The 14,608-nt window shown below is 61.2% G+C and carries 14 protein-coding genes; 1 reads left to right on the forward strand and 13 read right to left on the reverse strand.

Annotated features, from left to right (window positions below):
• Positions 1-14 precede the first annotated feature (14 nt).
• From BLV09_RS14230 to BLV09_RS14260, 7 genes are all read right to left on the reverse strand, one after another.
• Positions 15-986 carry an ABC transporter substrate-binding protein gene (locus BLV09_RS14230; RefSeq protein ID WP_146687775.1) on the reverse strand — a complete coding sequence of 324 codons (972 nt, stop codon included), beginning with the start codon at positions 984-986 and terminating at the stop codon, positions 15-17.
• A 91-nt stretch (positions 987-1,077) separates the two neighbouring features.
• Complete coding sequence (locus tag BLV09_RS14235; RefSeq protein WP_167558724.1) at positions 1,078-1,545, reverse strand: SRPBCC family protein; 468 nt, start codon at positions 1,543-1,545, stop codon at positions 1,078-1,080.
• Between the two features lie 9 nt (positions 1,546-1,554).
• Positions 1,555-2,532: an amidohydrolase family protein gene (locus BLV09_RS14240; RefSeq protein ID WP_146687777.1), complete on the reverse strand. Its 978-nt coding sequence runs from the start codon at positions 2,530-2,532 to the stop codon at positions 1,555-1,557.
• Positions 2,529-4,937: a xanthine dehydrogenase family protein molybdopterin-binding subunit gene (locus tag BLV09_RS14245; protein ID WP_146687778.1), complete on the reverse strand. Its 2,409-nt coding sequence runs from the start codon at positions 4,935-4,937 to the stop codon at positions 2,529-2,531. Before BLV09_RS14245 ends, BLV09_RS14240 begins: the two co-directional genes overlap by 4 nt.
• A complete protein-coding gene (locus BLV09_RS14250) occupies positions 4,934-5,533 on the reverse strand; it encodes a (2Fe-2S)-binding protein (protein ID WP_146687779.1) in 600 nt (199 codons plus the stop codon). Before BLV09_RS14250 ends, BLV09_RS14245 begins: the two co-directional genes overlap by 4 nt.
• Entirely contained in the window at positions 5,530-6,426 is an 897-nt protein-coding gene (locus BLV09_RS14255; protein WP_146687780.1) for an FAD binding domain-containing protein, read from the reverse strand. The genes BLV09_RS14250 and BLV09_RS14255 overlap by 4 nt, the downstream gene beginning before the upstream one ends.
• 27 nt (positions 6,427-6,453) lie before the next feature.
• Positions 6,454-6,777, reverse strand: a complete 324-nt coding sequence (locus BLV09_RS14260; RefSeq protein ID WP_146687781.1) for an NIPSNAP family protein — start codon at positions 6,775-6,777, stop codon at positions 6,454-6,456.
• A 303-nt stretch (positions 6,778-7,080) separates the two neighbouring features.
• On the opposite strand from BLV09_RS14260, the gene BLV09_RS14265 reads away from it, so the two are divergent.
• A complete protein-coding gene (locus BLV09_RS14265) occupies positions 7,081-8,421 on the forward strand; it encodes a PLP-dependent aminotransferase family protein (RefSeq protein WP_146687782.1) in 1,341 nt (446 codons plus the stop codon).
• 54 nt (positions 8,422-8,475) lie between these two features.
• Here BLV09_RS14265 and BLV09_RS14270 read toward each other — a convergent pair whose 3' ends face one another.
• The 6 genes from BLV09_RS14270 to BLV09_RS14300 all read right to left on the reverse strand — a co-directional run bounded on the left by BLV09_RS14270 (position 8,476) and on the right by BLV09_RS14300 (position 14,608).
• Positions 8,476-10,170, reverse strand: coding sequence for a thiamine pyrophosphate-dependent enzyme (locus BLV09_RS14270; protein ID WP_146687783.1), 1,695 nt, complete (start codon positions 10,168-10,170; stop codon positions 8,476-8,478).
• A 359-nt stretch (positions 10,171-10,529) separates the two neighbouring features.
• Positions 10,530-11,285 (reverse strand): 2-amino-5-chloromuconate deaminase CnbZ, encoded by a 756-nt coding sequence (gene cnbZ, locus BLV09_RS14280; protein ID WP_146687784.1) that lies wholly within the window; start codon positions 11,283-11,285, stop codon positions 10,530-10,532.
• 46 nt (positions 11,286-11,331) lie between these two features.
• Positions 11,332-12,063 carry an ABC transporter ATP-binding protein gene (locus BLV09_RS14285; RefSeq protein WP_174556541.1) on the reverse strand — a complete coding sequence of 244 codons (732 nt, stop codon included), beginning with the start codon at positions 12,061-12,063 and terminating at the stop codon, positions 11,332-11,334.
• Positions 12,056-12,817 carry an ABC transporter ATP-binding protein gene (locus tag BLV09_RS14290; protein ID WP_146687786.1) on the reverse strand — a complete coding sequence of 254 codons (762 nt, stop codon included), beginning with the start codon at positions 12,815-12,817 and terminating at the stop codon, positions 12,056-12,058. The genes BLV09_RS14285 and BLV09_RS14290 overlap by 8 nt, the downstream gene beginning before the upstream one ends.
• Positions 12,810-13,745, reverse strand: a complete 936-nt coding sequence (locus BLV09_RS14295; protein ID WP_146687787.1) for a branched-chain amino acid ABC transporter permease — start codon at positions 13,743-13,745, stop codon at positions 12,810-12,812. Before BLV09_RS14295 ends, BLV09_RS14290 begins: the two co-directional genes overlap by 8 nt.
• Entirely contained in the window at positions 13,742-14,608 is an 867-nt protein-coding gene (locus BLV09_RS14300; protein ID WP_100380445.1) for a branched-chain amino acid ABC transporter permease, read from the reverse strand. The genes BLV09_RS14295 and BLV09_RS14300 overlap by 4 nt, the downstream gene beginning before the upstream one ends.

The following is a 14,608-nucleotide window of genomic DNA, read 5'->3' on the forward strand; positions in this document are numbered from 1 at the left end:
GGCCTGCGGCATCGTCATTTCATCGGTCCGTCGTAAATCGTCGACGCCGAAGGATCCGACGGCAGGAAGGCGATCGACTTGCCGGCGTCATAGACCGATTTGATCTCCTTGCTGACTTCGGCGGCCGTTCGGATATTCATTCCGAGCCGGTCGTTGGCGCGGATCAGTTCCGAGATCGCCTTGCGGTCATCATCGCTTCCCTTTGGCGAGATCAGTTTGGCCGCGTCATCGGGGTGAGCGACCGTCCACTCGCCGGCTTCCTTGTAAGCGGCATAGAGCTTCGGGATCAGGCTTTTGTTCTTCTCCGCCCAGTCGGTATGGGCCGCAACTCCGAGATAAGGGATGTTGCTGCTGCCGGTCGCCTTCTTCCAGTTTTCCTCGATCTTGAGGTCGAGCATCCTGATATCGGGCTTCTTGGCATGCAGCGTCGTGTAGGCCGGCTCCCAAAGCTGTACCGCCGTGGCGCGGTCGGCGATCGCATAGCCGACAAGGCCAGGAGTGGCCGTGTTCACGACCGAGAATTTACTGGTATCCGCGCCCAATTGCCGGGCAAACCAGTCGAACATCACATAGTTGGTCGTGCCCTTTGCTGCCGCGAGGTCTTTGCCTTCCAGATCCTTGATCGATTTGATCTCGGGGTGCGAGGTGACCACGGTGCCCCAGAAATCGAACAAATTGAAAAGATAGGTGACTTTGACGCCTCTGATATCGGCAAGACCGACCGTCAGCAGCGAGGCGCTGCCGCCGATCTGGAACTCTCCCGAATTGAACTGCGCCGTGTAAGCGTCCGGCGTGCGCTCCTCGAACGAAATCGACAATCCGTTCTTTTCATCGAGCTTTTGAGCCTTGATAACCGGCGGCAAAAAGGCTCCGAGGGACGGCGCTCCAAATACGACAATGGAGAGTTTTTGCAATTCCTCAGCGGACGATGAAGATCCCATCGCGGCCAGCAACAGCAGACCAAGACCTACGCTAACTCGCTTCATTGCACTTCCCCTCCCAGCCTTTCGAGGCGCCGCGCCTCAGGCGCGGCTCCTGTCTTATTCCTCGCCGCGCTCAGCAACGCGATGCGTCATTTCATCCCGCGGCTCCGCTGATCGGCGCCTCGAATTCCTTTTTCAAGGCTACGAAGAAACGCCCGATCAGATGCTTCGAAACGCTGGAGAGGATGCGTTGCCCGACGCCTGCCACCAGGCCGCCGATTTCGCCGTTACCCTTGTAGATCAGGCGAGAACCGTTCTCGCCATCTGGCTCGATTTCAAAACGGGCGATGCCGTTGCCGTGACCCAGCGTTCCCGCGCCTGATACTTTGATGCTGCACGTCTTGGGCGCATCCTTGTCCGACAGCGATATCTCGCCCTCGAACGAACCTCCTACCGCGGCGACGCGGAGCTGCATATCGACCTTGTAGGCATCAGACCCGATCTCTGTCATGCTCTTACAGCCGGGAACGCAGCGCATCAGCACTTTGGGGTCGTTCAGCGCAACCCACAGCGCGTCAACCGAGGCCGGGATCGCTTCATTTCCACCGATATCGAGCTTCACGATCCTGCCTCACAATCCGAACAATTTTTGCACAAGACCGCCGTTGATGCTCGCCCGTTCGCTGTCCGTGAACGAGGTTTCCTGCACGATCTTCAGCGGCGCGAGATCACCGATCGGGAATGGCATGTCCGAACCCATCATGATGCGGTCGGCGCCGACCACGTCGGCGAGGTATCGCAGCGCGCGGGTGTCCTGAACGATGGTGTCGTAGTACATCGCAGCCAGGGCGGCGTCGGGATCACCGAGCTTGTCCTTGTCGAGCGAGTAGTTCCGGCGCAAACGGCCGACCACATAGGGCAATGCCGCACCGCCGATGCCGGCAACGATCTTGATGTTGCTGAAGCGCGTGACATGGCCGGCGTAAATCAGCCGCGACATCGCGATCAGCGTATCGGTAATGCGCCCGACCGCATTGGCCATTCCGTAGTCGTGGACGCGATCGTCGCCGCTCTCGAATACCGGATGGATAAAGATGATCGAGCCAAGCTCGTTCGCCGCCTGCCAGAACGGCAACAGGCTGGGATCGTCGAGCACGCCGCCCTTGCCCTTCGGCTGAGTGCCGATCATCGCGCCCTTGAAACCTTGCGTATGGGCTTCCTTCAGCACTTCAGCGGCAAGCGCACCGTCCTGCAACGGAACGGTCGCCAACGGAACGAATCGCGGCTGCTCCTTTGCCGTCTTCGCCAGATGCGTATTGATCAGGCGAGACCAGCGAACGCCCTCTTCAGCCGGAACCTCATAGCCGAACATGTCGAGCCAGCCACCGACGACCTGACGCTCGATCTTGTTGGTGTCGAGCCATTGCAGCCGCGCGGCGATGTCGCTGAGCGGCTTCGACACCGGCCGGGTCGGCTTGTTGCCGGCAAACGCAAAACCGAGGCTGCCGCCTTCCTCGATCAGCTTGATGGAGGGGAAACTGGCCTTGTCGGCGCGAATGGCATCCAGCAGCGCCGGCGGAACGAGATGAGCGTGACAATCGATGATCATTTCAGGACCTTTGGTTTCGAATCTTGCGCGGCTGCGATGGCATCGCTGATGGCCGCAATCCGGATGGGGAGCTTGGAGAACGAAATTCCGAGCGAGGCGACCGCATCATTGATGGCGCCGGAGATCGCTGCCGGCGATCCCAGATAGCCGCTTTCGCCGGACCCCTTCTGACCGAAGACCGTGAACGGCGACGGCGTGCAGTGATGCACGATTTCGACCTTCGGCACCTCGTGTGAAGACGGCAGCAGATAATCCATGAAGCTCTGCGTCAGCATCTGGCCTTCGCTGTCGTAGACGAATTCTTCGAGCAGCGCGGCGCCGATGCCATGCGCGATTCCGCCCAGCGTCATCCCCTTGACGATATGCGGGTTGATGACCGTTCCGCAGTCGTGACCGATCACATAGCGACGAATGGTGGGCTTGCCGATCTGCGGATCGAACGCGATCAGCACCAGATGGAATTCAAAGGAATGGCAGGGGTACATCTGCACCCGGCCGTTTTCCGGCAGCTTGGTGCCGGTCGGCACCTGCATCACATGCGTGACTTCAAGGCCGGGCTCCATGCCCTCGGGCAGCAAATGGAAATTGCGATGCGCGATATTGACGTGCTCGGCCCAGGCCAGCTTCTTCTTCGAGGCCGCATTGGATACTGTGCCGCCCTCATAGACGACGTCCTTTTCGACGCATCCGAATTGGTGCGCGGCAAGACGCACGATCTTGGCCTTGAGCTTGTGCGCGGCATGGAACGCTGCCCCGCCCAGCATGATCGCCATGCGGCTTCCAACCGGCGTGTTCGACGGCAGGCAGTTGAGCGAATCCGGACGCACGATCCGGATCAAATCCGGATCAATCTCCAGGACTTCGCCAATCACGGTCGCCGCCAGGGTCTCATGGCCCTGCCCTGCCGACGTCGTATGGATCGTCGCGGTGATAAACCCCATGCCGTCGACATTGATGCGGCAAGAATCCATCCAGGTGGTGGTCGTATTCTTTTCGTTCAGCAACGGTTCAAAGGACGAATTGCCGCCGCTTGGCTCGAGACATGCGGCAACCCCGATCCCGGCGCATTGTCCGGCCGCTCGCAGCGCATCGCGCTCGCGCTTCAGCCCCTCGTAATCGGCATGCGCCAGCACCTTGGCGACCACGGTATGATAGTCGCCGCTGTCGTAATGCGTGCCGCTTGGGATGAGATAGGGAAACTCGTCGCTGCGGATGAAATTGCGACGCCGGACCTCGATCCGGTCGAGCCCAACAGCGGCAGCAACCTTGTCGATCGCGGTTTCGATCGCATAGTTGGTCGGCGCCTGTCCGAAACCGCGCACCGCCTCTTGCGCCGCCTTGTTCGAGGTGACCGAGACCGCGCGATATTGCACGCTCTGAATCTTGTAGGGCCCGACGATCGCCCCGATCGGCTTGCCGAGCTGGAACGGCGATCGTCCCGCATAGGCGCCGACATTGTCGAGCGCGCGCATCTTCATCGACTTAACGATGCCATCGTCATTGAAGGCGATATCGACGTCGAAAATCCGGTCCGGCCCATGGGCGTCGCCGGCCCGCATGTTGTCGAGGCGGTCTTCGATCAGGCGAACCGGACGTCCGAGCACCCGCGCCAGATGCGAGGCGATTACCGTCTGTTTGATGCCGCGCTTGACGCCATAGCTGCCGCCGACATCGACGTCCTGATGAACCCTGACATTGTTAGCGGGGATGCGAAGCGAGCGGGCGATCTGATCGGGATATTTCGGCATCTGGATCGAGGCCCAGACATCGAGCATTTCGCGCCACGGATCCCATTTGGCCGCGACGCCGAAGGTTTCGATCGGCACCGTCGAACTGCGGCCCCAGACCACCCGAAACGAGAGATGACGCGGGCTCTCGGCAAAATGCTTGTCGACCTCGCCCCAGACAAAAGTTTTATCCAAGAGCACATTGCTTCCATGCGCCGCGTGAACGGGCGGGCTGGACGGATCGAACGCCTCTTCCGAATCGATCACGTAAGGCAGCGGCTCATATTCGACCCGCACTTTTTCCGCGGCATCTTCGGCCTGGGCACGGGTTTCGGCGACCACCGCCACCACCCATTCGCCGGCATAGCGCACCTGCCCGACGGCGAGCGGAAAGCGCCGCACATTCGGCGTATCCAATCCGTTCATCAGCGGTTCGGTCGCCTTGACGAGCTCCTCGCCTGTCAGCGCATAATGCACGCCGGGCATTTTCATCGCCTCGGTCGCGTTGATCGATACAATGCGCGCCGCCGGATATTGCGAGGGCACCAGCGCGACGTGCAGAAGGCCCTCCAGCGCGATATCGGCGACGTAATGGCCCTGACCGGCGACGAAGCGGCGGTCCTCACGAACGCGGCGATTTGAAGAAACAAATTTGAGGGGCAGCGTCGGCGAGCTCACGAGCGGCCTCCATGCGGTGTATCGGCTTGGGCCGCTTCGAGAATGCCCTCCCGCGGCGCATCGGATTTTGCCGCAGGATCGACCACCGCCTCGTTGGGATGCGCCCCCCCGGCACTGCGCGGCGCATTTGCCTTGCGCAAACGATCGGCAGCGAACTCGACGGCTTCGACGATCTGTCCATAGCCGGTGCAGCGGCAAATATTACCTGAGATCGCCTCCACGATATCTTCGCGCGACGGCGTGTCGTTGTGATTGAGCAGCGCCTGTGCCGTGAGAATCATGCCCGGCGTGCAATAGCCGCATTGCAGACCATGGGTCTCGCAGAACGCGTCCTGAACGACGCTCAGTTCTCCCGGTGCCGGCGCCAGCCCCTCGATGGTCGTGATGTCGTAGCCGTCGGCCTGAACCGCAAACATCAGACACGCCCGCGACGGCTCGCCGTCGATCAGCACGGTGCAAGCGCCGCAAACGCCGTGCTCGCAACCGGCGTGGCTGCCGACCAGCAGAAGATCCTCACGCAACGTGTCGAGCAGCGTTTTGCGCGGCTCCACATCGACCTCACGTTGCCGGCCGTTGACCTTGAGGCTGACTTTCATTGGATCACCGCTTCGGCAGATTGAGCGCCGCCCGCACGTGCGTCAGCGATAGCGTCTTCAAGCGCCCGCGTTCCAAGTACAGCGGCGACGCGCTGGCGATAGGCTGCGCTCGCATGCAGATCGGAGCTTGTTTCGAGATCGGCCGTGGCAGCCCGAACGATGTCCGAGATCGAAACGTGCGCGATGTTCTCGCCGATCAGCGGCGAAACATCGATCCGTATTGCGCGATCACCGACACCACCGAGGCCCAGCGCCGCATCGAGACAACGGCCGGATTCGTCCAGCGCCACCTGCGCGGCCGCAGCAACGAACGCAAAATCCGACTGGCGCGCACTGACTTCATGGAATCCCGTGCCGACTTGCGGATGCGACCAGACCGGAAAGCGCACCGCGCAGACGCAATCACCTGGCATCACCGACGTCAGCATCGGCCCGATGAAGAATTCGTCGGCCGGCATCCTGGTTCGATCGGACGGATTTGCGATTTCGATCTCGGCACTGAGCGTGACCGCGATCAGCGGAATTTCGGCGGAAGGATCGGCATTGGCGATCGAACCGCCGACCGTGCCGCGGTTGCGGGTCGGCGGATGACCGACCCACGGCAGCGCTTTCATCAGCAATGGCAGCTTGCGATGAACAAGTTCGTTTCGCTCGACCTCGACCTGGCGGGTGACGGCGCCAATCACGATCGCATCATCTTCGAAGCGGATGCCCCGCAATTCTTTCAGACGCAGGATGTCGACGAGCTTTGTCGGGCGGGCGAGCCGCATCGCCAGCATCGGGATAAGCGTCTGGCCGCCGGCGATGATGCGCGCGTCTTCGTCAGCAGCCAGTATCGCGCAGGTCTCAGCCAGCGAGTCGGGCCGGAGATATTCAAACGGCGCTGGTTTCATGTTCGTCCTTCCGGCGCGATCGGCAGCTCAAGCCAGCAGCAAACCGGCCACCGCCGGCGACAGTACCGAGACCGTCTGATTTTTGAGAAGCGGACCGTTCACTTCGGTGGCGGCCTTGATGGCGCGCCATTCCGGATCGGCGCCGAAAGCCGCCCACGCCTTGGTGCGATCATCTTCGGATTTGAATCGCGTCAGATAGGTCAGCCGCGAAGCTTCGGTCGCCGATTCGAACACGCCCAGCAGTTCGATGCCGTGCCCCGGAAATCGTTTGACGACCTCGTTCTTGAAACGCGCCTTCATGGCGTCGGCTTGGCCATCGGAGGCTTCATACACTCGGATTTCGTAGATCACTGTTCACTCCCTTGCGGCGACGATAAAAGCCAAGGGATGGCAAATGTCAAACTTACAATAGTTCAATTTGGCATATTTGTTGGAATGCACTGCAACAATTTGGCTTTTTCGACACGCAATTCGATGAAAATTGCTATATCCTCATCCGAAATCCGATAGTCCGGCGGATAAGGTGCACTCATTACCGCCGTGTATTGCATCAATCATGTGATTGCACTAATCGATATGACCTAGTGCAGAGGGGCAATTGTGTCTCAAACTTCTACTTCTACTTCAGGCGATTGGCTGCCCGTTCTGTCCGATATGGACGGGCCTCGATACCTTGCGTTTGTCCAGGCGCTCGAAAATGACGTTCAAACCGGCATCCTGAAGCCTGGCACCCGTCTGCTGCCCCAACGCGATATGGCAAACCAGCTTGGTCTCAGCGTCGGGACGGTTTCACGGGCCTACGCGGAAGCCGAAGCACGCGGCCTGATTTCGGGCGAGGTCGGCCGCGGCACATTCGTTCAGCGTCGCCGGCTGCCTGCGAATACAAAAGCGACCGCACAGACAACGATCAACCTCGCGCTCAACGTCCCTCCCTCGACCGGCGAGGCCGAGTTGATCGCATCGGTGCTGTCGGAAATCCTGGTGGATGGCGCACTAAGCCCCTTGCTCGGCTATCTGCCGCACCAGGGCCTGCCCTCGCATCGCGAGATCATGGCAGGATGGCTTGCCGCATTCGGCATGAAGGCGGAGACCGCGAACCTCTTCATCACCCATGGTGGACAGCACGCGCTGTCGATCGCGCTCAATATGGTGGCGGCACCGAAAGAGACGGTACTGACGGAACGCTTCACCTATTCCGGAATGGTGGCGCTGTCGGCGCAAAATGAATACCGGCTCCACGGTGTCGATGGCGACGCGCAGGGATTGCTGCCCGAGGCGCTCGACCGCGCATTTACCGAAACCGGCGCACGCGTGCTGTTCGCGACCCCCAGCCTGCAAACGCCGACGGGCACGGTGATGATGCTGGAACGTCGCCAGCAAATCGCCGACGTCGTTCAAAAGCATCGCGCCTATTTTCTCGAAGACGACGTCTATGCGTTCTTGTTCGCCTCACCGCCCACCCCGATCTCGACGCTGATTCCCGACCGCAGCTTTTACGTCACGAGCTTCGCCAAGTGCCTTGCGCCTGGTTTGCGAATCGCGGCGATGATCGTGCCGGAGCAATTTCGCGACCGTTCCATCAATGCGGTGCGGGCAACGGGATGGATGGCCTCGCCGATCATGGCGGAAGTCGTCGCCCGCCTGATTCACAGTGGCGATCTGCTGCGGCAAGTCCATGCGAAACGCGCTGCCGCGGCGCGACGCAATGCGATTGCCGATCGCGTGCTCGGCACCTGGCTTACACCGATGTCGGATACACCGGGATTTCACCGCTGGCTTCCGATTCCCGCCGGACGCACGCTGATCGCCTTGGTGACGCAAGCGGCCCAGGCCGGAATCACGATCGCCCCACCGGGTGCCTTGCAACAGGTCGATCGCGGGACGCTCGGAACTCGCCTCTGCCTCGGTCATCCCGCGACAGACGACATCCTCGAAAATGCGCTGTTGGAACTCCGGCAGATTCTCGAAGCCGCCGAGGCGATCTCTTTCGTGTAGCGAATTCTCGGCACTCGATAGGGCCGCGGTCGCTATCGCCGCAATCTGCTCCGATTACCCGCCTGTTACCGCGTGAACCGCTTCCTTGATCTTGGCCAAGGCATAGTTGCCTACCTGTTCAAGCTCGATATGAGGCATGTTCGGCATCTCGTCCGGAGCGACCACGCAATCCACGATCGCAGGTCCGTCGCACGCGAACGCTTCACGCAATGCAGCGGTCAGCACGCCCGGCTGCTTGACGGTGAAGCCATGGGCACCACAGGCACGGGCAAGCGCCGCGAAGTCCGGATTGGGAAACTCGATGGCGCTGCGGAACGGCAGGATGCCGACGCTCTCTGCTTCCAGCGTAATCAGCCCGAGCGCCGAGTTGTTGAAGATCACGACCTTGATCGGCAGCTTGTGATGCACCGCTGTCATGAACTCGCCCATCAGCATGTTGAAACCACCGTCACCGGTCAGCGCAATCACCTGCCTGGTCCGATCGAGCGCCTGGACGCCATTGGCCTGGCCAAGCGAGGTGCCGACAGCGGCGTTGTTGAAGGAGCCGATGATCCGCTGCGTCCCGTTCTGGCGAATCCAGTTTCCCGACCACAGTGTATTAAGGCCGGTATCGAATACGAAGGTCGCGTCTGGCGCAGCGAGGTCGCTGACCGCCCGAGCCACCGCCTGCGGGTGAAGCTTGTCGCGGCTGCGGGTCAAATCAGCCTGCTTGTCGAGCATCTCGTCCCATTGATGGCGCTCGTGGGTTACGTTGTTAAAGAATCTCGTGTCGGCCTTGGCTTTGGTCTTTTCGAGAAGCCTTTCGATCGCTGGACGCGCCGATCCCGTGATACCGAGAACCGTCGGCGTGCGGCGGCCGAGCGCAAGCGGCCGTTCGTCGATCTGGATCACCGTGCCGTGCGCCGGCAGAAAGTTCGAGTACGGGTAGTCCGTCCCGATCATCACCAGCAGTTCGCAGCGCTGCACAGCATGATACACCGGCTTGGTGCCGATCATGCCGAGCCCGCCCATCCAGCGCGGGTCTTCGTAGTTCATGATCTCCTTGCCTCGCACCGTGTGAACGAGCGGGGCCTTCAACCTGTCCGATAGCGCACGCAATAAATCTGCAACGCCACGGCAGCCCGCACCACACATGATGACGACGCTGGATGCGGCGTCGATGCGCTTGGCTGCGTCGTCGATATCAACATCGTTCGGAATGACTTCAGCACGCGGCCGAAGCGTCGCGACGCTGGACATCGCGCCTTCCGCCTTTGCCGACAATACGTCCTGCGGCAGGGTCAGGTGGGCAACGCCCGGTCCGGCGTAGGCCGCGGCGATCGCCTGATGGATCACGCCCGGCGCCTGTGCGGCGGAAATAATGGTCTGTGTGTAGAGCGACAGGTCGCGAAACAGCAGATCAGGCTCGGTCGACTGAAAGAAATCCATCCCCTTCATCTTCCGTGGCATCTCGCCCGAAAGCGCCAGTACCGGCGCGTGGTCACGGCTTGCCTCGTACAGCCCCGCCACCAAATGATTGCTGCCTGGGCCGGTCGTGCCGGCGCAGACAGCCAGTCTGCCTGTGAGCTTCGCCTGGCCCGACGCCGCCAGAGCAGCGCCTTCCTCGTGCCGCACGCCTATCCATTCGATGTTGCTTTTGCGGACGGCGTCCCCAAGCGGGTTGAGCGAGTCGCCGATCAGGCCAAAGACCTGCTTGACGCCGATCCGCTCGAGCACATCGACGAGGACTTCCGCTACCGTTTGCGACATTTGATACCCCCTGGGGTTTCCACCATTCGGCTGTCCCCTGGGATAGCCGAACGAGGCGCGTGGCATTTTCAGCCGGCGCGCGGCTCCAGCAAATTACGACTACGTGATTGTGGCGACTACGCGATTACTGGCGTGGCCGCGTTCTCTCGGAACGACGCGAAAATGGGCTTCCAGGCGGTAACCGTCGGGATCACCGAGGAAAGCGGCATAATAATCATAATCGGAGCCGCAATCCGGGCGCCGGCCCGGCGCGCCGTTGCCGTCTCCGCCCGATGCAGAGACTAGCATCGGTTCGGCCGAACCGCCGGACAGCGGCAGTGCCGACGCCGAGCGCCCCGTTTTTCAAGAGAGACGCTGCGTCAAACCTCGACCACGCGTTCGATGTGAACCCTGCGGCAATCCATCTCGTATTCCAGATCGACCACGGGTGGCCGGTTGAAGTGCCAGGTCAGACCGGAGCGCAGCACACCGCGACGGCCAAGTTCACTCTCCAGAAACGGGAAGACATCGCGGACAGTATAGAGCTGCGCCGCCGTGGTCTGGCCCCAGCCACCGGAGAACGCACTCATGCGCCGCTCCATTTCGTCCAGCACCCATTTTGCCTTCTCCAGCATTCCTGCTGGGCTGGTGTCGCCAAGCCGAACCGTATGGTCGCGATAATTGGCTTTACCCTCGACCGATTCACCGCTGCCGGCGATGACAAACGACGCCGGCGCATTGGGGGCAACAGTTGTGAACGAGAAGGCATGGAAGCCCGGCTCGGCAGGCGGATCGATCTTCGGACAGACATTGCTACGCGCGACCGGATTGACGCCATCCTTCATCAGGCCCCATTCGATCAACGTCTTGATGTAGACTTGGTTGAAGGCCTTAAAACCTTCCTCGGTGAAGGGCGCGGGCGAACGCAATTCGCAGGCGCCGAACGCCGTCAGCGGCCGGCCGGCCGCCTTGATGATCTCTGCGATCCTCTCAAAGCCCTGTTTCAAGGGAACCACCCTGGAAAAACGCACGCGCTCGATGGCGAAGCCCGGGAGCGCACCGATGCCGCATGAATACTGGCTTACGCCTGGCATGAACCGGTAGCCGCCGTTCGCCGCCTCGATGGTCTCGATCATGAATATCTCCTTGATGGTGTGAAAGCGCGGGTAGGATTTGCCGAGGTCAATCCTCGAGCACGCCAAGATAGGCATCGCGAATAATCGGATCGGCCAGCAATTCTGCACCCTGGCCCGTCCGCACGATGCGGCCCATGTCCATGACGTAGGCGGAATGACAAATATCGAGCGCGGTCGTGACATCCTGTTCAACCAGAAGGATCGACATGCCCTCGGCATTCAGCGATCGCAGCGCCGCGACCAACTGCTCGACCAGCAACGGCGAAAGACCGAGTGACAACTCGTCGATCATCAAGAGCCGCGGCGCGCTCATCAGGCCGCGGCCGATCGCGCACATCTGCTGTTCTCCGCCAGAGAGTGTCGCCGCCGCCTGGTTGCGGCGCTCGCGCAATTTCGGGAAAGTGCCATAGACGGCATCGAGATTACGGCCGAGTTCGGCGCGGCTCACCTTCCGTGAATAGGCGCCCATCAAGAGATTGTCTTCGATGCTCATGGCGCCGAACAGCCGCCGGCCTTCCGGGACATGGACAATGCCGTGCGCGAGAAGCTGGGCGGCCGTGTCTCCGGCAACATCCCTGCCATCGGCAAAATAGGTGCCGCCCTGCATCGGGATCAATCCGGATAGCACGCGCATCAACGTGGTCTTGCCCGCACCGTTCGAGCCTATCAGGGCGGTGATCTCGCCGCGCCGCACGTTCATGTCGACGCCCCACAGCACCTGCACCTCGCCGTAGCCGGCGCATAGCCCCTGTAGTTCGATGATCGCGGAATCAGCCACCGGTCGCATTCCGTTGCGCGTATTGCTGCCCGAGATAGGCGTCGACCACGGCCGGATTCTTGATGACGTCGCGCGGCAGCCCGTCGGCGATCAATTGTCCGTTGTGAAGCACCGCAATGCGGGTGCAAACATTGAGCACGACCTTCATCAAATGTTCGATCATGACGATGGTGATGCCGCCTGCGGCGAGTTCATGAATGAGCCTGGTCGCCCGCGCCACCTCGGCGCTGTTCAGGCCGGCGTTGACTTCGTCGAGGAATAACAGCTTCGGTTTCATGGCCAGCGCTTTGGCCAATTCAAGCCGCTTGCGCATTGCCAGCGTCAGCGTTGCCGCAGGCTGGGTCGCCTGCGTCTCCAATCCAACGAACGCGAGATGGGCACGGGCTTCCTCGCGCGCGGACTTCAGGCTTTCGCCCGGCTGGGAGAACAGTGCCGCCGCGGCGACATTGTCGAGCGCGGAGAATTCGGCGAACGGCTGCACGATCTGGAAGGTGCGTGACAGCCCGAGCCGCGCGGCCTGATAGGTCCTGATACGCGTGATGTCTTTTCCAAGAAAGCTAATGGTGCCGCCGCTTGCCGGCGTCACGCCGCAAATCGTGTTGACGAGCGTGGTCTTGCCGGCGCCATTCGGGCCGATCAATCCCAGCACTTCACCCTGCTTGATGCCAAGCGTGACGCCGCGCAGCGCCTGAAGTCCGCTGAAGCGCCGGGACACGGCATCAAGGCGCAAAATCTCAGATGAGCCCTCAGACATGCTTCGCCTTTCGCGTGAACATGCCCGGACGCAACGAGATCAGGCCGTGCGGCAGGAACAGCAGGAGCAGGACGATGAGAACGCCGAGCACGCCGCTGTGGATCTGGATGTAATTGCGCCAGACCACCTCTTCCAACCCAAGATAAAGGAACGCGCCCCCGACCACGCCAAGCGGCGAGCCGAGCCCCCCCATCAACGCCATCACAATGGGTTGGACGGAATAGAGCACGTCGAACACGTCGGACGGATCGATGTAGTGCACCCACGCCGCATAGATGCCGCCGGCGGCGCCGACGAAGCAGGCCGACAATCCGAATGCGATGCTTTTGTAGAGCGTAGCATTGAGGCCGACCATGCCGGAAGCGGTCTCGTTCTGCCGGATACAGGAAAGCCCGAAGCCAAGCTTCGACATCGAAACCGCAATCACCATCAGCGCGGTTGCCAGCAATAATCCCCACATCGCGTAGAAGAAGAACATGGCGTCCGCCAGAATGCCGGAGCCGGACGCCAGCGGGATGTTCAAACCCATGCCGCCGCCGGTCAGATCGGTGGCGTTGTTGACGAGTTCGCGCAACACCTCGACCAGCGACAGGCTCGCGATTGCGAAGTAATGGCCGCGCAAGCGCAGCAGCACGGCGCCAAGCACGGCCGCCAGCAGGAACGAAGCCACGAACGTCAGCAAAATGGACGGGAGCAATGGCAGGCCCATGTTGAGCAGCACGCCGGTCGCGTAGGCGCCGAAGCCGAAAAACGCCGCCGTTGCGAACGACGGATATCCGGCAAATCCACCGACGACATTCCACGACAGAGCGAGGATGGAATACATGCAGGCCATGGTGCCGAGCCGCAGCGCATAGGCCCCGCCGAACAGCGGCAATGACGCCAGACAGAAGAGCAACACCAGAAGCGCCAGATTGGCCCTGCTCATTCGAAACCCTTTCGGCCGAGCAGCCCCTGTGGCCTGACAATCAGGAATATGATCAGCAGCACAAAGGAAAGCGTGGTCGCATGCTCCGGTCCGAGGAACGTCGTTCCCACGCCTTCGACCAGCGCCAGCAACAGGCCGCCGGCGAGCGCACCCGATACGCTGCCGAGACCGCCGAGCACACAAACGACGAAGGCCTTGCCGAGAAAGGTCGAGGAAGTCAGCGGCGAAATCGGATAGATCAACGCCATCAGCACGCCTGCGCATCCCGCCAGCGCCGCACCAAGACCGAACGCTATGGCGTAGATCGATTTGACATCGACGCCCATCAGCACGGCCGCATCGCGATCCAGCCTGACCGCAACGATGGCGCGCCCGACCCGCGAGCGCCGCAATACAAGATAAAGCAATCCCGTCAGCGCCAACGCGGCGGCAGTGGCGATCAAGCGGTCAACCGGCACCACCACGTCAAACAGCGAGACCGAGCCCATCGGAGGATTCAGGGTCAGCTTGCGGTAATCCGCCTTGAAGAAATAGATCATCGCATTGTTCAGGATCAGGTCGAGCCCGAATGTCAGCGTCAGCGTCACCAGCACCGGCGCGTTGATGACGCGGTTGAGCAACAGCCGCTGCAGCAGGTAGCCGAAAACGAAAAACAGCGGTGCGGCGACGATCAGCGCATACCATGGCGAGATCGACAGCGACTGATAAAGAGCCAAGGCGAGATAGGATCCAAGAACGATGAACGACCCATGGATCAGGTTGATGACGTTGAGGACGCCCCATACCAGCGAGAATCCGATCGCAATGCAGGCATAGAGGCAGCCCAGCACCAGGGCGTTGATGAGCACCTGGGCTACCCACAT

The organism is Bradyrhizobium canariense, from assembly GCF_900105125.1.
In the GTDB taxonomy this organism is placed as follows: Bacteria; Pseudomonadota; Alphaproteobacteria; order Rhizobiales; family Xanthobacteraceae; genus Bradyrhizobium; species Bradyrhizobium canariense_A.

Bases quoted from the DNA above. Each gene is read 5' to 3' on its own strand.
- BLV09_RS14290 (WP_146687786.1), bottom strand. From the start codon at position 12,817: ATGTCTGAGGGCTCATCTGAGATTTTGCGCCTTGATGCCGTGTCCCGG.
- BLV09_RS14270 (WP_146687783.1), bottom strand. From the start codon at position 10,170: ATGTCGCAAACGGTAGCGGAAGTCCTCGTCGATGTGCTCGAGCGGATC.
- BLV09_RS14265 (WP_146687782.1), top strand. From the start codon at position 7,081: ATGGACGGGCCTCGATACCTTGCGTTTGTCCAGGCGCTCGAAAATGAC.
- BLV09_RS14295 (WP_146687787.1), bottom strand. From the start codon at position 13,745: ATGAGCAGGGCCAATCTGGCGCTTCTGGTGTTGCTCTTCTGTCTGGCG.
- BLV09_RS14255 (WP_146687780.1), bottom strand. From the start codon at position 6,426: ATGAAACCAGCGCCGTTTGAATATCTCCGGCCCGACTCGCTGGCTGAG.
- BLV09_RS14230 (WP_146687775.1), bottom strand. From the start codon at position 986: ATGAAGCGAGTTAGCGTAGGTCTTGGTCTGCTGTTGCTGGCCGCGATG.
- BLV09_RS14240 (WP_146687777.1), bottom strand. From the start codon at position 2,532: ATGATCATCGATTGTCACGCTCATCTCGTTCCGCCGGCGCTGCTGGAT.
- BLV09_RS14250 (WP_146687779.1), bottom strand. From the start codon at position 5,533: ATGAAAGTCAGCCTCAAGGTCAACGGCCGGCAACGTGAGGTCGATGTG.
- cnbZ (WP_146687784.1), bottom strand. From the start codon at position 11,285: ATGATCGAGACCATCGAGGCGGCGAACGGCGGCTACCGGTTCATGCCA.
- BLV09_RS14300 (WP_100380445.1), bottom strand. From the start codon at position 14,608: ATGTGGGTAGCCCAGGTGCTCATCAACGCCCTGGTGCTGGGCTGCCTC.